The sequence below is a fragment of the Mesorhizobium sp. 43Arga genome, from assembly GCF_053714255.1.
Map to the genome: position 1 here is coordinate 662,501 of NZ_JBSKBO010000001.1, position 16,047 is coordinate 678,547.

At 64.5% G+C, this 16,047-nt stretch carries 16 protein-coding genes, 1 tRNA gene and 2 rRNA genes (1 of these 19 running past the window's edge); 10 read left to right on the forward strand and 9 right to left on the reverse strand.

The window, feature by feature from the left end:
- The 3 genes from ACWGS8_RS03270 to ACWGS8_RS03280 form a co-directional block, all read left to right on the forward strand.
- Positions 1 to 920, forward strand: a 23S ribosomal RNA gene (locus ACWGS8_RS03270); it begins 1,878 nt to the left of the window's first position.
- Between the two features lie 204 nt (positions 921 to 1,124).
- A 5S ribosomal RNA gene (rrf, locus tag ACWGS8_RS03275) occupies positions 1,125 to 1,239 on the forward strand.
- Positions 1,240 to 1,489: 250 nt separating this feature from the next.
- A tRNA-Met gene (locus ACWGS8_RS03280) sits at positions 1,490 to 1,566 on the forward strand.
- Positions 1,567 to 1,832: 266 nt separating this feature from the next.
- Here ACWGS8_RS03280 and ACWGS8_RS03285 read toward each other — a convergent pair.
- Complete coding sequence (locus ACWGS8_RS03285; RefSeq protein WP_454579573.1) at positions 1,833 to 2,750, reverse strand: LysR family transcriptional regulator; 918 nt, start codon at positions 2,748 to 2,750, stop codon at positions 1,833 to 1,835.
- Between the two features lie 139 nt (positions 2,751 to 2,889).
- On the opposite strand from ACWGS8_RS03285, the gene ACWGS8_RS03290 reads away from it, so the two are divergent.
- Both ACWGS8_RS03290 and ACWGS8_RS03295 read left to right on the forward strand, forming a co-directional pair.
- Positions 2,890 to 3,528 (forward strand): DsbA family protein, encoded by a 639-nt coding sequence (locus ACWGS8_RS03290; RefSeq protein WP_454579574.1) that lies wholly within the window; start codon positions 2,890 to 2,892, stop codon positions 3,526 to 3,528.
- A gap of 37 nt (positions 3,529 to 3,565) precedes the next feature.
- Positions 3,566 to 4,177 carry an NAD(P)-dependent oxidoreductase gene (locus ACWGS8_RS03295; protein WP_454579575.1) on the forward strand — a complete coding sequence of 204 codons (612 nt, stop codon included), beginning with the start codon at positions 3,566 to 3,568 and terminating at the stop codon, positions 4,175 to 4,177.
- Here the strand turns inward: ACWGS8_RS03295 and ACWGS8_RS03300 are convergent, their stop codons facing one another.
- Positions 4,178 to 4,360: a hypothetical protein gene (locus tag ACWGS8_RS03300; protein WP_454579576.1), complete on the reverse strand. Its 183-nt coding sequence runs from the start codon at positions 4,358 to 4,360 to the stop codon at positions 4,178 to 4,180.
- Positions 4,361 to 4,405: 45 nt separating this feature from the next.
- On the opposite strand from ACWGS8_RS03300, the gene ACWGS8_RS03305 reads away from it, so the two are divergent.
- Complete coding sequence (locus ACWGS8_RS03305) at positions 4,406 to 5,188, forward strand: DeoR/GlpR family DNA-binding transcription regulator (RefSeq protein ID WP_454579577.1); 783 nt, start codon at positions 4,406 to 4,408, stop codon at positions 5,186 to 5,188.
- 17 nt (positions 5,189 to 5,205) lie between these two features.
- On the opposite strand, the gene ACWGS8_RS03310 is transcribed toward ACWGS8_RS03305, so the two are convergent.
- Together ACWGS8_RS03310 and ACWGS8_RS03315 are read right to left on the reverse strand one after the other, a co-directional pair.
- Complete coding sequence (locus ACWGS8_RS03310) at positions 5,206 to 6,642, reverse strand: ROK family protein (RefSeq protein ID WP_454579578.1); 1,437 nt, start codon at positions 6,640 to 6,642, stop codon at positions 5,206 to 5,208.
- Positions 6,643 to 6,726: 84 nt separating this feature from the next.
- Complete coding sequence (locus ACWGS8_RS03315; protein ID WP_454579579.1) at positions 6,727 to 7,635, reverse strand: tagatose-bisphosphate aldolase; 909 nt, start codon at positions 7,633 to 7,635, stop codon at positions 6,727 to 6,729.
- 249 nt (positions 7,636 to 7,884) lie between these two features.
- Between ACWGS8_RS03315 and ACWGS8_RS03320 the strand changes: the two genes are divergently transcribed.
- The 4 genes from ACWGS8_RS03320 to ACWGS8_RS03335 all read left to right on the forward strand — a co-directional run bounded on the left by ACWGS8_RS03320 (position 7,885) and on the right by ACWGS8_RS03335 (position 12,079).
- Complete coding sequence (locus ACWGS8_RS03320; protein ID WP_454579580.1) at positions 7,885 to 8,784, forward strand: sugar-binding transcriptional regulator; 900 nt, start codon at positions 7,885 to 7,887, stop codon at positions 8,782 to 8,784.
- Between the two features lie 411 nt (positions 8,785 to 9,195).
- Complete coding sequence (locus ACWGS8_RS03325; protein WP_454579581.1) at positions 9,196 to 10,173, forward strand: ABC transporter substrate-binding protein; 978 nt, start codon at positions 9,196 to 9,198, stop codon at positions 10,171 to 10,173.
- A gap of 96 nt (positions 10,174 to 10,269) precedes the next feature.
- A complete protein-coding gene (locus ACWGS8_RS03330) occupies positions 10,270 to 11,331 on the forward strand; it encodes an ABC transporter permease subunit (protein WP_454579582.1) in 1,062 nt (353 codons plus the stop codon).
- Positions 11,324 to 12,079 (forward strand): ATP-binding cassette domain-containing protein, encoded by a 756-nt coding sequence (locus ACWGS8_RS03335; protein WP_454579583.1) that lies wholly within the window; start codon positions 11,324 to 11,326, stop codon positions 12,077 to 12,079. Before ACWGS8_RS03330 ends, ACWGS8_RS03335 begins: the two co-directional genes overlap by 8 nt.
- 74 nt (positions 12,080 to 12,153) lie before the next feature.
- Here ACWGS8_RS03335 and ACWGS8_RS03340 read toward each other — a convergent pair whose 3' ends face one another.
- The 5 genes from ACWGS8_RS03340 to ACWGS8_RS03360 are packed head-to-tail and all read right to left on the reverse strand — an operon-like array spanning position 12,154 to position 16,046.
- Positions 12,154 to 12,660, reverse strand: coding sequence for an L-2-amino-thiazoline-4-carboxylic acid hydrolase (locus ACWGS8_RS03340; RefSeq protein ID WP_454579584.1), 507 nt, complete (start codon positions 12,658 to 12,660; stop codon positions 12,154 to 12,156).
- Positions 12,657 to 13,442 (reverse strand): ABC transporter ATP-binding protein, encoded by a 786-nt coding sequence (locus ACWGS8_RS03345; RefSeq protein WP_454579585.1) that lies wholly within the window; start codon positions 13,440 to 13,442, stop codon positions 12,657 to 12,659. The genes ACWGS8_RS03340 and ACWGS8_RS03345 overlap by 4 nt, the downstream gene beginning before the upstream one ends.
- A complete protein-coding gene (locus tag ACWGS8_RS03350; protein ID WP_454579586.1) occupies positions 13,439 to 14,236 on the reverse strand; it encodes an ABC transporter ATP-binding protein in 798 nt (265 codons plus the stop codon). The genes ACWGS8_RS03345 and ACWGS8_RS03350 overlap by 4 nt, the downstream gene beginning before the upstream one ends.
- Positions 14,233 to 15,063, reverse strand: a complete 831-nt coding sequence (locus tag ACWGS8_RS03355; RefSeq protein WP_454579587.1) for an ABC transporter permease — start codon at positions 15,061 to 15,063, stop codon at positions 14,233 to 14,235. The genes ACWGS8_RS03350 and ACWGS8_RS03355 overlap by 4 nt, the downstream gene beginning before the upstream one ends.
- A complete protein-coding gene (locus ACWGS8_RS03360) occupies positions 15,060 to 16,046 on the reverse strand; it encodes an ABC transporter permease (RefSeq protein ID WP_454579588.1) in 987 nt (328 codons plus the stop codon). The genes ACWGS8_RS03355 and ACWGS8_RS03360 overlap by 4 nt, the downstream gene beginning before the upstream one ends.
- Between the last annotated feature and the right edge of the window lies 1 nt (position 16,047).

Sequence of the window (16,047 nt, forward strand, 5' to 3'; positions counted from 1 at the left end):
CGAATGGCGTAACGACTTCCCCGCTGTCTCCAGCATAGACTCAGTGAAATTGAATTCCCCGTGAAGATGCGGGGTTCCTGCGGTTAGACGGAAAGACCCCGTGCACCTTTACTATAGCTTTACATTGGCATTCGTAGTGGCATGTGTAGGATAGGTGGTAGGCTTTGAAACCTGGGCGCCAGCTCAGGTGGAGCCACCCTTGAAATACCACCCTTATTACTATGGATGTCTAACCGCGGCCCGTTATCCGGGTCCGGGACAATGTATGGTGGGTAGTTTGACTGGGGCGGTCGCCTCCTAAAGAGTAACGGAGGCGCGCGATGGTGGGCTCAGAACGGTCGGAAATCGTTCGCTGAGTGCAATGGCATAAGCCTGCCTGACTGCGAGACTGACAAGTCGAGCAGAGACGAAAGTCGGTCATAGTGATCCGGTGGTCCCGCGTGGAAGGGCCATCGCTCAACGGATAAAAGGTACGCCGGGGATAACAGGCTGATGACCCCCAAGAGTCCATATCGACGGGGTTGTTTGGCACCTCGATGTCGACTCATCGCATCCTGGGGCTGGAGCAGGTCCCAAGGGTATGGCTGTTCGCCATTTAAAGCGGTACGTGAGTTGGGTTCAGAACGTCGTGAGACAGTTCGGTCCCTATCTGCCGTGGGTGTAGGAATATTGAAAGGATCTGTCCCTAGTACGAGAGGACCGGGATGGACGGATCTCTGGTGGACCTGTTGTGGCGCCAGCCGCATAGCAGGGTAGCTATATCCGGACGGGATAACCGCTGAAGGCATCTAAGCGGGAAACCCACCTTAAAACGAGTATTCCCTGAGAACCGTGGAAGACGACCACGTTGATAGGCCGGGTGTGGAAGAGCGGCAACGCTTGAAGCTTACCGGTACTAATAGTTCGATCGGCTTGATCGTTCTCATTCCTTATGCCCATCTGACATAGTCAGATGGTTTGTTCTCACTCACGCTTGTTCCGCCCTGCGGGCGGCGCTACGTGGGTGCGGCGCATCAGCGCCGACGGTCGGTCGACCTTGCGAAGCTTCGCTTCGAAAGGCGCCAAGATCAAAGAACGTCCATGGCACAGAAAACAGCTTCTCGAAAAAACGTGCGTTTTGCCGACCTGGTGGTTATGGCGGAGCGGCTGCACCCGATCCCATTCCGAACTCGGCCGTGAAACGCTCCAGCGCTGATGGTACTTCGTCTCAAGACGCGGGAGAGTAGGTCGCTGCCAGGTCTGCTAAACGCACGTTTTATCTGTCACATCGTACTTTCCAAAAATCGAAGCCGATTTTTGGGTCGATCTGATGAAATCTTCTCTCTACGAACTGGCCCGCCAATCGGGAAACCACGGGCCGCGAAAGCGGCCCTTTCATTTGGTGAGCCATCTACCTATCTGTAGGCCAGCCTAGTCGTAGGCTCGTGCTTACGTCCCAAGCAAGCAAACGCTTGCTTGGATCAGCAAGCAAACGCTTGCTTAGGGTTGACGCGGGGTGGAGCAGCCCGGTAGCTCGTCAGGCTCATAACCTGAAGGTCACAGGTTCAAATCCTGTCCCCGCAACCAAATACAAAAGAGCCCGCCCTCGTGCGGGCTCTTTTGTTTTTTGCCGAGAGCGCCGGCGAGCTCAACCTCCAACAGGGGCCCCGCAACGAGGCCTTGCCGCCGCCGCACGACACAAACTCAAAGCCTCGCCCCAAAACCAACATTCAACGGCCCGCCTGGCCTCCCGCCGGCGGGCCGTTCGCATTTTGCGGCCGACGGAAGCACTGCAGGCACCGCCGAGGCGCTCCGATGTAAGTCTCCACTGACATTATGCGCCGTGTGCCGCGTCATCCCCTGGCGATGCCGCGTGCTCGCTTTCTTTCGGCCGCGGCGAGCAATTCGACGAACGCGCGCACCTTGGCGGGCCGGAAGCGGGCCGGCGGGAACACCGCGTGGATGCCACCGGTCGGTAAGGTCCACTGCGCGAATATCCGCACAAGCCGACCTCCGACGATATCCTCATCGACCGCATAGTCGGGAAATATACCCAGACCGATACCGGCGAGCACGCAGGCATAGACCGCCGGGCTTTTGTCACAGACGACGACGGGATTGAGCTCGGTCAGTACCGTCTCGCCGCCCTTGGAAAACAGCCATTGGCCGACGCTGCGCAGCTGGGCATTGCCGACCCAGGCCAGCGATCGCGCCTGGTTCGGGTTCGCATCCGCGGGCAGGCTTGCCGCGACGGCCGGACTGGCAACGACGATCTGTTGAATCGTGCCCAGTCGCCGCGCCTGGTTGGAAGAATCGGCAAGCCAGCCGACGCGGATGCCGAGATCGATCTGTTCGTCGACCAGATTGCTCACCGCGTCGTCGAAGATCGCTTCGACGCGCATCTGTGGATAGGCTTTCAGATATGCCGCCATGACCGGCGCCACCACTCTGGTGCCGTAGTCGAGCGGCGCGGTCAGCCTCAGCGTTCCGCTCGGCTCGACCGCTGCGTGCGAAATCTCGCCATAGGCCGACTCCGCCTCGCGCAGGATGATCATCGCGCGATCATAGAAGAGGCGACCGTCTTCCGTCGGGGTGACGCGCCGCGTCGTGCGCTGCAGCAGCGTGGCGCCCAGTTCCTCTTCGAGCCTGCCGACCTGATGGCTGACCACGGCCTTGGCGACGCCAAGCCGGTCCGCGGCTGATGTGAACGAGCCGGTTTCCATCACGGTGGTGAAGTAGACGAGCCGATTGAGGTTCAGAAGGTCGACCAAGGCGATTGCTTTTGTCTGATCTGATCAGACAGTTTGTATTATTGGGCGCCATTTATCGCAAGAGCTCCGCCTGCCACATACGGCCAAGACTTTTTGGCGGCTCGTCAGCCGACAGTTCGTACCAAGAAAGGCAGCGCTCGTGAGCAATTCAGACGTGACTTATCTTTTCGATCCGCTCTGCGGCTGGTGCTACGGCGCCACGCCGATGCTGGACAGGCTCTCGGGCAACGGCGTGCGCATCGAGATGCTGCCGACCGGGCTGTTCTCCGGCGCCGGTGCGCGGCCGATGGATGAAGGTTTTGCCGCCCATGCCTGGGCGAACGACCAGCGCATCGAGCGTCTGACCGGACAGAAGTTCACGCAGGCTTACCGAAACAATGTCCTCGATATTCGGGGCACCTTGCTCGACTCGCAAGCCGCCACCCTCGGCATCAGCGCCGCCGGTCTGGAAGACCCCAGCCGACGGCTCACAGCACTGAAGGCGATCCAGCGTGCACGCTATGTCGACGGCCGCGATGTCGTGACGATCGAAGGCGTGGCCGCCGTGTTCGCCGATGCCGGCATGGCCGATGCCGCCGCCATGATGAAGAAGCCGACCGAAACCGTGCTGACGGTTCATGGCGAACTGGTCGGCCGTGGCCGAGCGCTGTTCCAGCGCCTGCATGCCAACGGCGTGCCTTCGCTGGCCGTCATCCGTAACGATGCGCCGCGGCTCGTCGGTTCGAACGCGCTGTTCGGCAGCTTCGACAATCTCGTCGCCCATATTGCGGCGGCATGATTCCCCAACTGACCTCCAACAAGGACTGGAAAAGGATATGGCAAAAGTAGCTCTCATCGGCGCATCGGGCGCCGTCGGTTCGCGCCTGCTCAAGGAACTCTCCGACCGTGGCCATACGGTCACCGGTATTGCCCGCAACCCCGAAAGGATCGCCGCGCTGCCCGGCGTGGCTGCCAGGAAGGGCGATGTCTTCGACAAGGAAGGTCTCGCCAGGCTGATCCATGGCCATGATTTGGTGATCAGCGCCGTGCATTTCCTGGACAGCGACCCCGACACGCTGATCGCCGCCGTGCGTGCTTCCGGCGTCAAGCGCTACCTCATCGTCGGCGGCGCCGGCAGCCTTGAGGTCGCGCCCGGTAAAAGGCTGGTCGACACGCCCGAATTCCCTGCAATCTACAAGCCCGAGGCACAGAAGGGCGCCGACTTCCTCGACAAACTGAAGACCGTCGGCGATCTCGATTGGACCTTCCTGTCGCCCTCCGCCATGTTCGTCCCGGGCGAGCGCACCGGCAAATACCGTCTTGGCAAGGACACGCTGCTGGCCTCGGACAAGGGCAGCAGCATCTCCTTCGAGGACTACGCCATCGTCATGGTCGACGAGATCGAGAAGCCGGCCCACATCAGGCAGCGTTTTACGGTCGGCTATTGATCAGACGGCAGCGGCCGTGTCCCGATCGAGACCGGCCCACGCCAGCCGCATCAGGGCTTCGCGGACACCGACGCGCCGATAGGTTTCGGTGACGAGGCCGTCCTGTCTCAGCTCCTGGCGGCGGCGCTCGACGAAGGCGCGTTCCTCGGCGGTCAAATCGTGCCCGCGAGACTCCTTCCCCATCAACGTCGGTGTCGCTAATGTTCCAGACCTCGCGGAGGACGGATCATGGAGCAGAGCCGGCTGTCGAAGAAGGAGCGGCATGAGCTCATCCTGTCGGAAGTGCGCCGCTCGGCCTCGATCCGTGTTTCCAGGCTCGCTTTGCGCCTGGGTGTCGCCGGCGAAACGATCCGGCGCGACCTTATCGAGCTTGGCGATGCGGGGTTGCTCAACCGAACATACGGCGGCGCGACCATCTCGCTGGTGACATCCGAGCCGGTGATCGCCGAGCGCAGCCAGACCATGATCGAGGAGCGCGCCAGGATCGGGCGTGGTGCGGCCGGACTGGTCGAGAAAGGCCAGATCGTGATGATCGATGGCGGCTCGACGACCTATGAGGTGGCGCGCAGTCTCTCGCAAGTGAAACGCGAGCTGACGGTCATCACCAACGCCATCGGCGTGGCCTCGGTGGCCGGCGCCAATCCGAGCTTCCGGGTCATCCTGTGTCCAGGCACCTATGACAGCCGCGAAGCCAGCGTGGTCGGCGAGGATACGGTGGAATTCGTCAGGCGTTACAATGCCGACATCGCCATCATCGGCGCCTCGAGCCTCTCGGCGGACGGGCCTAGCGACACGATCTCGGGGGCGGCGGCGGTCAAGCGGGCGATGATCTCCCGCGCGCTGTCGACAGCGCTTGTGGTGACCAACGACAAGTTCGGCCGCAACAGCCTCGAACGCATCTGCGCGCTCGGCGCGCTTTCCGACATCGTCACGGATTGTGAACCGCAACCGGCGTTACGCGCGGTCATCGAAGCGGCCGGAACGGAACTTCACGTCTGCAGCGGTGACTGAACGGGCCTTCCGACTGTCTATGCGCCGCTGGCTATCGTCGCTCGCAACCAGGCCGTGATGGCATCGAAGTCGATCGGCATCGTCGTGTCGACGTCGAAGAGCGGTCCGCGCCGCAGCGGCTCGACGCGTTTGGCGAGTTCGATCAGTTCGGGAATATAGGCGGCACCGGGATGGCCAGCGGGGCGCTGGTCGAGGCGGGCGCCATAGCGCTCGGCCAGCACTTCGCCGGGCGCGTGGCACCAGATTTCGAAAGTCTGCTCGACGCCGGCTTTTCGCAGATGGTCCTCTAGAACCTCGCGCGGCTGGAAGCCGAACCAGGCATCGACGATGAAGGTTGTCCCGGCGGGGGCTTCGCCGACGGCCGACCAGATCGCCTGGTAGCTGGCGCGGCCGAGCGTGCGGTTGAACAGGCGGTCGCCGCCGCCGAGCACTTCGAGAAAGGGGTTCTTGATCGTGTCGAGCGCCAGCAGCGGCCAGCCCATGCGATCGGCGATGCCGCGCGAGACGGTGCTCTTGCCGCTGGCGGGGATGCCGTTGACGAGCACAGCGCGCCGCGGGCGGCTGGACTGGGTCGAGGGCGAAGTGTGCAGTTCCCCCGCCAATGCCTGGAGGCCGGCGCCGATCACCCCGGCGTCGTCGCCGAGTTGTGCTGCTTCGACCTGGCATTGGTACCAGGGTGCCAGCGCCGGCGCGCGGCCGAGTGCTGAATGGGCCGCCCGGCCAAGGCCGCCGCCAAGCAGCACGAGATCGGGAGCAAGCATGGCAACGGCGGTGTCGATCGCGGCACGCAATGGTTTTGCCCAGGCATCCAGTATGCCGCGCGCCTGGATGTCTCCCGCCGCATCGCGGGCAAAGAGCTGGTCGACCGAAATGTCGGCGCCGAGCCCGGCGCGCGCAACGTGACGGCCGAGCGCCGTGCCCGAACTGGTGGTCTCCACGCAGCCGCGGCGGCCGCAGGCGCAGACCTCGCCATTGACGTCGACGGTGATGTGGCCGAGCTGGCCCGCCGTTGCCGAACCACGCGTGATCCGCCCATCCTGGGCGACGGCGCCGCCAATGCCGGTGCCGATGGTGAACATGACGATGTTGCCATGACCACGCCCGGCGCCGAGCGCCATCTCGGCGGCCAGCGCCATGTTGCAGTCATTGTCGATGACGACGGGCTTGCCTGTCATGTCTTCCAGGCGGTGCGCCAGCGCAACCGAGGCGAGGTTGACATAGCCGCCCGATAGCACCGCGCCGCGCCTCGCATCGACGCGGCCCGGAACGCCGACGCCGATGGCCTTCACGTCCGGCGTGTCGAGAAGGCGCACCATGTCGGCGATGCGGCCGAGCACCAGCTCCGGGTCGGGCGCGCTTTTTTCGGAAACGCGCTTGAGGATTTCACCGGTGTCGGAAATGCGAGCGGCACGCAGATTGGTGCCGCCGATATCTATTCCTATGCTCTGAGGCATGGCGTCCTGCATCTGTTTTCGCGCAATTCCGGACGCAAAGCCGCTTCACACTCTTGCTGGAACAGCTCTCGTCCAACGCAACTGTCAGGCAGCGGCTTTCTGCCGGTAGTGCCCGATCACGGCCTGGATTTCATGCAATCGCGGCACTGCGATGGTCTTAAGCCTATCGCGCTGGATGTCACGATCGAGCGAGATGCAATCCTTCCACAGCGAGCGGCCGGCGATGACGCCCGAGGCGCCATTCTGCATGGCGATCTCGACCTGGCCGAGAAACGTCGCGTGGTTGACGCCAGCCGAAAGCACCGCCCAAGGCACGTCGCCGGCGATTTTGGTGATATTGGCGCAGGCTTCCGGCGTTCCCGGATAAGGGAGCTTCAGAACCTTGGCGCCGCACTCGAGCGAAATCCTGGTGCCTTGCTCGACAAGCCATGGTGTCTTGGCCGCGTAGTCCTCGGGGCTTTCCCCGTCGAGCTGATAGGTCAGGAACTCGACGACCAGCAGCAGGTCTTCCTGCCCGAAATCGGCGATGCACCGGCGCAGGATGGCGATGTTGTGTTCGTTGGCCTCAGGCTTGTCGGCTCTGAGATAGACCATGATCTTGCCGCCGGTGCCGCCGAGTGCGCGGACGCGGCGCGCGTCGATGCCGGGGACGAGGCGCGACAGGCGGTAACCGTCGGGCGAAACGTCGAAACCGGAAGCGTCGAGGCCGATGAGAAGTGCTGTGTCGCGGTTCAAGACGCCCTCGTCGACAATGCGCGGCACCGCGCAGAGCGGGTCGAGCAACACGCAGGACGCCGCACTGGCGAGGTAGCGGGTGATGTCGGCCTTGGTGTCGCCGAGCATGTCGTTGGTGATCTTGGCCTGTTCTGCAGGGTCCGACGCCAGCAAGGTCCGCATGCCGCCGCGCTGGTCGCAGGCGATGGCCACCATGGCCCCGTCCTTGCCACATATCTGCTGGTAGCCGCGCAGTTCCGCGGTGGTCATCTTGGTCATGGTCTCAATCCGATGTTGGCGCTCTCTGGACGAAGAGCGCGGATCCCGTGGAAACAACGATGTTCAGTTCTACCCGCCTGCCTTCGAAGAATGCGCCTCGCCGGGCTCGCGGCCCGGGAGCCGCCGCACGTTGCGAGTTGGCTGGATTTGCGCGATAACTCCCGTCGGCGTATGTGTTTGTAACACGTTGCTGAAAGGAATTGCAAGCTGTCTATCCCTCCTATCCAGGATGCGACCGCATCGCGGACGATGCTGCACACGGTGGCCAAGCTGCATTATGTGGCGGAGATGTCGCAGGTCGATATCGCCCGCCAACTCGGCGTCTCTACCGCCACGATTTCGCGCTTGCTGCAGCGGGCGCGGGCTGAGGGCATTGTCCGCATCGAGGTTCTCGACCTGGCGACGCCGGAGGATATCACCCGACAGCTGATCGATGGCTTGAAATTGCGCGATGCCGCGGTGGTCGAGACGCCGGCGGCGGGCACGCTGGCGGCGCTCGCGGCGCCGCTAGGGGGGCTTCTCAGGCAGGCGCAGCTGGTGGCGGGCTCTGTCGTCGCCATCGGCTGGGGCCGCGCTGTGCGCGAGGTGATCAGGGCCGGCCTGCCGCGCATGCCTGGCGTGCTGACCGTGGCCGCCACCGGCGGCATGCAGCAGCAGGCGGCGCATTTTCAGGTTAACGAATTCGTGCGGCTTGCCGCCGAGGAGTTCGGCGGCACACCGCATTTCATCCACGCGCCCTATCTGCCGTCCAGCGAATTGCGAGAGGTCTTCCTGCGCGACACCGCCATCCGCGATGCCGTCGCTTTGTGGGAGAGGACCGATGTCGCGATCGTCGGCATCGGCCTGCCGCATGCCATCAATGCCCCCGAGGCAAGTGCCGCCACGCCGAGCGAACAGGCGCTGGTTCATGCCGCCGGTGACGTGCTCCGCCACTACTTCGATGCCGAGGGCACGCTGATTGCCTGGGAAGGGGAGAGCCGGATGATCGCCATGTCGCCGGCGCAGCTGCGCGCCGTGCCGCTGGCCATCGGCCTTGCCGCGTCGCCGGAAAAGGCGACGGCGATCATCGCCGCCGTTCGCGCCGGGCTCATCAACACGCTGGTGACGGATACCAAGACGGCGCAGGCCATCCTCGCAGCGCTCTCGTAACGATAGTCCAGGCGGGACGCCGCCACGAAAACCAGTTGTGCCGCCGAAGGGGCCGGGTGATAGTCGACCGGGGCTCGGCGGAGCAATCGGAATGTCGTACGGTGTGAAAAGCCCCGGCGCTGCCGGCTCGGAAAATCGAGTTGCAATTTATTTCTGCAAAGTGTTACAAGTTCGAACGCCCGCCGACAAGGCGAGGCGTGGGCACAGTTTGCCGGACCTCGCGGAGGCTGAGGAACGGGCTGTGGGCCAGGTGCGCCGGCGACTGACCGGCCGACTTATCGACTGGAGGGCGCTTGGGAGGAGCTGCCCGCGAAAGGCAAACAGGCGTTCCCGGCCGTCGGCATCCGGACGGATGACGGCTATTCCAATGTCACTTGCAACGGCAGAACTGCCAACAATGAGGAGGATGTCATGAAGAAGATCGTTGCCGCGCTCGCGGCGCTCGCCGTCAGTGCCACGGTGCTGATCGCGCCCGCGCAGGCGCAGGACAAGAAATACACCATTGCGCTCGTTCCGGGCCTGACCACCGACGGCTTCTACATCACCATGCGCAAGGGCGCCCAGGCGGCGGCCGACGCGCTTGGCGTCAACCTGGTTTTCCAGGGGGCGCCGGACTTCAACCCGGTCACCCAGGTGCCGGTGCTCGACGCGGTCATCGCCAAGAAGCCCGATGCGATCCTGATCGCGCCGACCGACAAGGTCCAGCTGGTCGAGCCGCTGCGCAAGGCCAATGACGCCGGCATTCCGGTCATCACCGTCGATACTTTCATCGGCAGCGGCGTCTACCAGACCGGCGCCGGCGATGCCGATTTCCCGCTGGCCTATATCGCGTCGGATAACGTCCTGGGCGGCGAGATCGCGGCGCGGGCTCTGGCCACGTCCATCGGCGACAAGGGCAAGGTTTACGTCTCGAACGTCAAGCCCGGCATCTCGACCACCGACCAGCGTGAAGAGGGCTTCAAGAAGGAGATGGCCAAGCATCCGGGCATCACCGTGCTGGAAACCCAGTTCAATGACGACGACGCCAACAAGGCGGCCTCTCAACTGCAGGCGGTGTTCGCGCGCAATCCCGACCTGGTCGGCGTGTTCGGCGCCAATCTGTTCTCGGCGCTGGGTGCCGCCAACGGCGTCAAGCAGGCTGGGCAGACGGGCACGGTCAAGGTCGTCGCCTTCGACGCTCCGACCAGCATCGTCGACAACATCAACACCGGCCTGGTCGATGTGGCCATCGCCCAGCATCCGGCCGAAATCGGCTACTACGGCGTCGTCTCGGCCTATGCCCACCTGACCGGCCATTCGATCCCGGTCACCATCGGCACCGGCTTCACGATCATGGACAAGTCCAACATCGCGGACCCGAACATCTCGAAGTATCTCTACTCCGAGTAAGTCCAGCACAGCTTGGCTCCTCACGGTCCGCCGGGAGGAGCCCGCACCGGGTCACTCGCCAATCGAGACCTGTTTTGAAGGCGCCGCGGAGTATCCATGACCTCGACATCATCAGCCCAGCCTGCCGAGAAGCATGTCGCCCCTCAGGCCGATCATGGCGATCCGGCCAGGAGCCTGGTCGCACATATCGCCGAAGGGCGCGCCTGGCTGTTCCTGGCCGGACTGCTCATCTGTTTCGAGGTCTGGTCGCGGCTTGCCTTCGGCGCGACCTTCGTGCTCAATCCGTTCAACCTGCAGTCCATCGCCATCTTCGCCGTGGCGCCGCTGCTGCTTGCGACCGGCCAAACCTTCGTCATCATTTCGGGCGGCATCGATCTCTCGCTCGGCTTCATCATGGGGCTGGCGGCCGTCATCGCCGCGCATGCCACCAACATGGCGGGTGCCGCCATTCCCCTGCCGCTGGCCATGCTGGCCGGCATCCTCGCCTCGGTGATCATTGCCGGCGTGCCGGGCGTCATCAACGGCCTGCTGATCTCGCGGCTCAAGGTGCCGCCTTTCATCGGCACGCTCGGCATGTTCGGCGTCGCGCGCGGCGCCGCCTTCCTGCTTGCCGGCGGCACCACCGTGCCGGTGCAGAATTCGTGGTTCGCGCTGCTCGGCAACGGCAAGTTCTATGGCGTGCCCTATCTGGTGCTGATCACCGCGGTCTTCGTTATCGTCATGCACTATTTGCTCAGCCAGACCCGGTTCGGCCAGCACAACTATGCCATCGGCGCCAATGTGCAGGCGGCGCGGCGGGCCGGCATCGACATCAGGGGCCACATATTGCGGCTCTATGTGCTGTCGGCGATGTGCGCCGGCCTCGGCGGCGCGCTCTATGCCGCGCGCTTCACGGCGGGCGCGGCGCAGGCGGGCGAGCCCCTGCTGCTCGACAGCGTCGCGGCGGTGGTGATCGGTGGCGCCAGCCTGTTCGGCGGCTCCGGCACCATCTTCGGCACGGTGGCCGGCGCGCTGGTGATTGCGGTCATCCAGTACGGGCTGGTCTTCGTCAATGTCGAGCCGTTCTGGCAGTTCATCGCCGTCGGCGTCGTCATCATCATTTCCGTCCTTATCGACCAGGCGCAGCGCCGGTTCAGTGGAGCCCGTCAGGATGAATAGCACCAACCAGAACGCGCCCCTGCTGGAAGTCCGGAATCTCTCAAAGCATTTCGGCGCCGTGCGTGCGCTCAACGACTTCTCCATGGCCGTGCGGCCGGGCGAAGTGGTGGCGCTGGCCGGTGACAACGGCGCCGGCAAGACGACGCTGATCAAGGCAATATCGGGCGTGTTCCAGCCGACGGGTGGCGAGATCCTGCTGCGGGGCCAGCCGGTGACATTCGCGACGCCGCAGGAGGCGCGCGAAAAGGGCATCGAGACGATCTACCAGGATCTGGCGCTCGCCGACAATCTGTCGATCGGCGCCAACATCTTCCTTGGCCGCGAACCGATGCGCAAGGCGTTCGGCTTCCTGCCGGTGCTCGACCGGAAGGCAATGGCGGAGGCCGCCAAAGCGACGATGGGGCGGCTGGACTTCCATGTCAGCCGGCTCGACGCTCCGGTCAGCAATTTCTCCGGCGGCCAGCGCCAAGCCGTCGCCATCGGCCGCGCCGTCTACTGGGATGCGCAAATCCTGATCATGGACGAGCCGACCGCCGCCCTTGGCGTGCCGGAGCAGCGCAAGGTGATTTCGCTGATCCATCAACTCAAGGCGCAGGGACGCGGCGTGATCTTCATCTCGCACAATCTGCAGGACATCTTTGCAGTGTCCGATCGCATCGTCGTGCTGCGGCGCGGCGTCCAAGCCGGCGAGCGCAAGATCTCCGAAACAAATCATGATGAGGTCGTCAAGCTGATGGTCGGCGGCTAAGCTGCGTTGATATTCAGCCGGCCTGCAGACGCTCGGCCTGACCTGAATCTCAACACGCCTTTGATCGTCAATGCTTAGCCGGCATCGCGATTGGTCAATGCGATGTGGCAGCAGCCGGAACCGTGGCCAGGCGTCCAGGTGACATTGTCGAAGCGCACGCCGGTTGCCTCGAACAGGCCACGGTCGAAGGCGCCGGCAATGCGGCAGAGCGTGGCGAGCCTTTCGTCGCTAACGCCTGCCTCGACCCAGGCGTCTTTCAACGGGCAGCGCTTGACCTTGAAGGCGATGCGGTCATCGCCGCGTTCGACATCGGTCGGATACATCAGGCCGTCATCCGGGCTGACGGCCAGGAAGGCCTCGCCGATCGCACGCGCATCGTTGGCGCCGAAGCTGGCGAAGGCGGCTGCCGCAACTTCCTTGCCGCGCTGTTCGATGGCGCGGATCATGATCGCCTCTGCCTTGTCAGAACCCAGCTCTCCGGTCAGTTCTTCGAGGAACAGGCGGTAGAGATCGGCGCGGTTGCGGAAGGCGGAATCGAGTTCACGCGACAGCTTTTCGGCTCTGGCTTCGGGGTCGGTCATGATGGGTCCTGTGTGGTTCTATTGAGCCTTGGTGCTGCCGCCACCAACGCCTTGCCGATGGCCGATTGCGGGGCGTCGATGACGGCGCGGGCATCGCCGCTCTCGGCGATCCGTCCCGCATCGAGAAGGATGACGCGGTGGGCAACAGCGCGCACGACGCCGAGATCATGTGAAATAAGGAAATAGGCGATCCGTTCCTGCCTTTGCAGGTCGAGCAAAAGCTCGAGGATCTGTCCCCGCACCGAGACGTCGAGTGCCGAGACCGCCTCGTCGAGCACGATCAGCGATGGTTTTGTGGCGATAGCGCGGGCAATGGCGACGCGCTGCCGCTGGCCGCCGGAGATTTCATGGATGGCGCGGGGCGCAAGGTCGGCCGCCAGCCCGACACGCTCGAGCAAGGTGGCGATGCGGCGCGGTCGCTCTGCGCGGGAGGCGATGCCGTGGATGCGCAAGGGATCGTCGAGGACACGCGCCACCGTGGCGCGCGGGTTGAACGCGGCCAACGGATCCTGGAACACCATTTGCAGGCGAGCGCGACGTGCTCTGAGCGCAGCACCACTCAAGGCGAGGAAATCATCGCCTTCGAATTCGATGCGACCAGCGTTCGGCTCGATCAGGCGCAGCACCAGCCGCGCGATCGTCGACTTGCCGCTGCCGGAAGGGCCGGCCAGCGCCAGTGTTTCGCCGGGCTCGATGTGAAAAGAGACGTCGTCGACGGCGATGACGGTCTTGCCGCCGCGACGGTAGCGTTTGGTGAGGTTGGATACTGCGAGCAGGCTCATGCGGGCAGCCCGGCTCGGTTCAGCAATGGCGCGGCGTCGAGGCCGATATGGGCGTCGAGCAAGGTGCGGGTGTAGGCTTGAGTTGGGGCGTCGACAATCCGCGTCGTCGTGCCAAGTTCGACGAGTTGGCCATGGCGGAACACGGCGATACGCTCGGCGAGCTCGGCCGCCAGCGCGATGTCGTGGCTGATGAACAGCAGCGTCATGCCGTCCTCGGCTACCAGCTGGCGGATCAAGGCGACGATCTCTGCCTGCACGATGGTGTCGAGCGCGCTGGTCACTTCGTCGGCGATCAGCAGTTTCGACCCGGCCGCAATGGCCGCTGCAATCGCCACGCGCTGCTTCTGACCGCCGGAGAGCTGGTGCGGGAAGGCATGCAGGGCCGAGTCCGGGTCGGGCAGGCGGACGCGTTCGAGCAAGGTTTTGGCCTTGGTGTATGCCTGGGACCAGGTGAGGCCGAGATGGGTGCGGGCGACTTCGGCGATCTGTTTGCCGATGGTCATGACGGGATCGAGGCTGGCGGATGGGTCCTGGAAGACGAAGCCGATGTCGCTGCCAAGGAGGGGAGTGCGACCAAGGCCGGACCATACAATTCCTCCGCCAACCGCTGAAGAAGCCGGCAGCAATCCTGCAATCGCCAGCGCCAGCGTGCTCTTGCCGGAGCCGCTTTCGCCGATGATGGCCAGACGCTCGCCAGCCACGATGTCGAGGCTGATGTTCCTCAGCGCCGCCACCGCGTTGCCGTTGCGGCGATAGGTCACCGTCAGGTCGCGGATCGAAGCGAACGCGCTCACGACAGACCTCTCCTGATCGCAGTCGTCTCGACAATACCTTCACCGGCGAGATAGACGCCGAGCACGGTCAGCACCAGCGCAATGCCTGGCACGATCGACAGGAAGGGCGCGGTGCGCAGCACGGCACGGCCTTCCGCGATCATCCCGCCCCAAGTGACACGGTTGGGGTCGCCGAGGCCAAGGAAGGACAGCGCCGCCTCGGTGAGGATGGCGGCGGCGACGATCACCGAGGACATCGCCAGCACCGGCGGCAAGGCGTTGGGCAGCACTTCGCGAAAGGCGATTTCGAGCGGATGCATGCCGATGGCATGCGCGCTGGCGACATAATCGCGTTCGCGGATGGAGAGGACTTCCGCGCGGGCCACACGGGCAGGCCCCGTCCATGTGCCGAGCGCGATGGCAACCACGACGATGCCGAGCGACGGTCCGACGACGCTGACGAAGGCCAGCGCCAGCAGGAAGCTCGGCACGGTCTGGAAGGCATCGGTGATGCGCATCAGCACCTCGTCGACGAGACCGCCGGCAAAGCCGGCAAGCGTGCCGACCACGGAGCCGATGGCAAGTGCCGCCGCCGCTGCGGCAAGGCCGACAGCCAGCGAGGTGCGGGCACCGTGAAAGAGTTCGGCCAGCACGTCGCGGCCGAGCCTATCGGTGCCGAGCGGCAGTGCCCAGTCCTTGAAAGGCAGCAGCAGCGCCGGGCCGGCGATGGCTTGCGGATCGCCTGGAAACAGCAGCGGCGCGATGAGCGCCATCGCGATCAGTGCGGCCAGCAGGATCGCACCGGCGACCGCCTCGGGCGTGTCCAGGAAACGGCGGATCAGGCTCATGCGCCGGCCTCGCCGGCGCCGACGCGCGGATCGAGGAAAGCATAGGCAATATCGACGAGAAGATTGATGACGACGACCAGGACGGCGCTGACAACGATGATGCCAAGCAGCAAGGGCGTGTCGCGCGAAGCCACCGCTTCCTGCGCCAGCCGGCCGAGACCCGGCACGGAAAAGACACTCTCGATGACGACGCTGCCGCCAAGCATCTGCGCCGACTGCAGGCCGAGCATGGTGACCAGCGGCAGCAGTGCGTTGCGGGCGACGTGGGCGAGCACGACGCGGCGGCGCGACAGCCCTCTGGCGCGGGCAGCGAGGACAAAATCCTGCCGCCAGGCCTCGGCCATGCCGGCGCGCATCATGCGCAGGTAGAGCGCGAGATAGATGAAGCCGAGGGCGGCCACCGGCAGGATGAGATGGACGGCGATGTCGGCGGCGCGGTCGAGGCCGGTCTTATCCGAGGCCAGCGTTTCGATGCCGCCGATCGGCAGCCAGCGCAGGTCGACGGCAAAGATCACGATCAGCACCAGGCCGAGCCAGAAACCCGGTACGGCATAAAGCGCCAGCGAGCCGATCGACAGGAAGCGGTCGCGGACGCTGCCGGGCCTGGCGCCGGCATAGATGCCGAGGGCGGAACCCAGCCCGAAGGACAGCGCGGTGGCGCTGACCATCAGCAGCAGCGTGTTGGGCAGCCGTTCGAGGATCACGTCGCGGATCGGCCTGGAGAAGGTCACCGACTGGCCAAGATCGAGATGCAGCAGCGCCCAGAGATAATTGGCCAGCCGTGTCAGTTCCGACTGGTCGAGACCCCAGCGATGGCGCAGCAATTCGATCATGCCGGCGTCGCCGCCAGTCGAGACGATATAGGCGTCAACCGCGTCGCCGGGGGCGGCTTCGAGCAGCATGAAGGTGCCGATGACAACGATCAGCAGCACGAAGACGCTGCCGACGAGACGGCGGCGGAGAAGGATGAGGGCGCGGGTCATG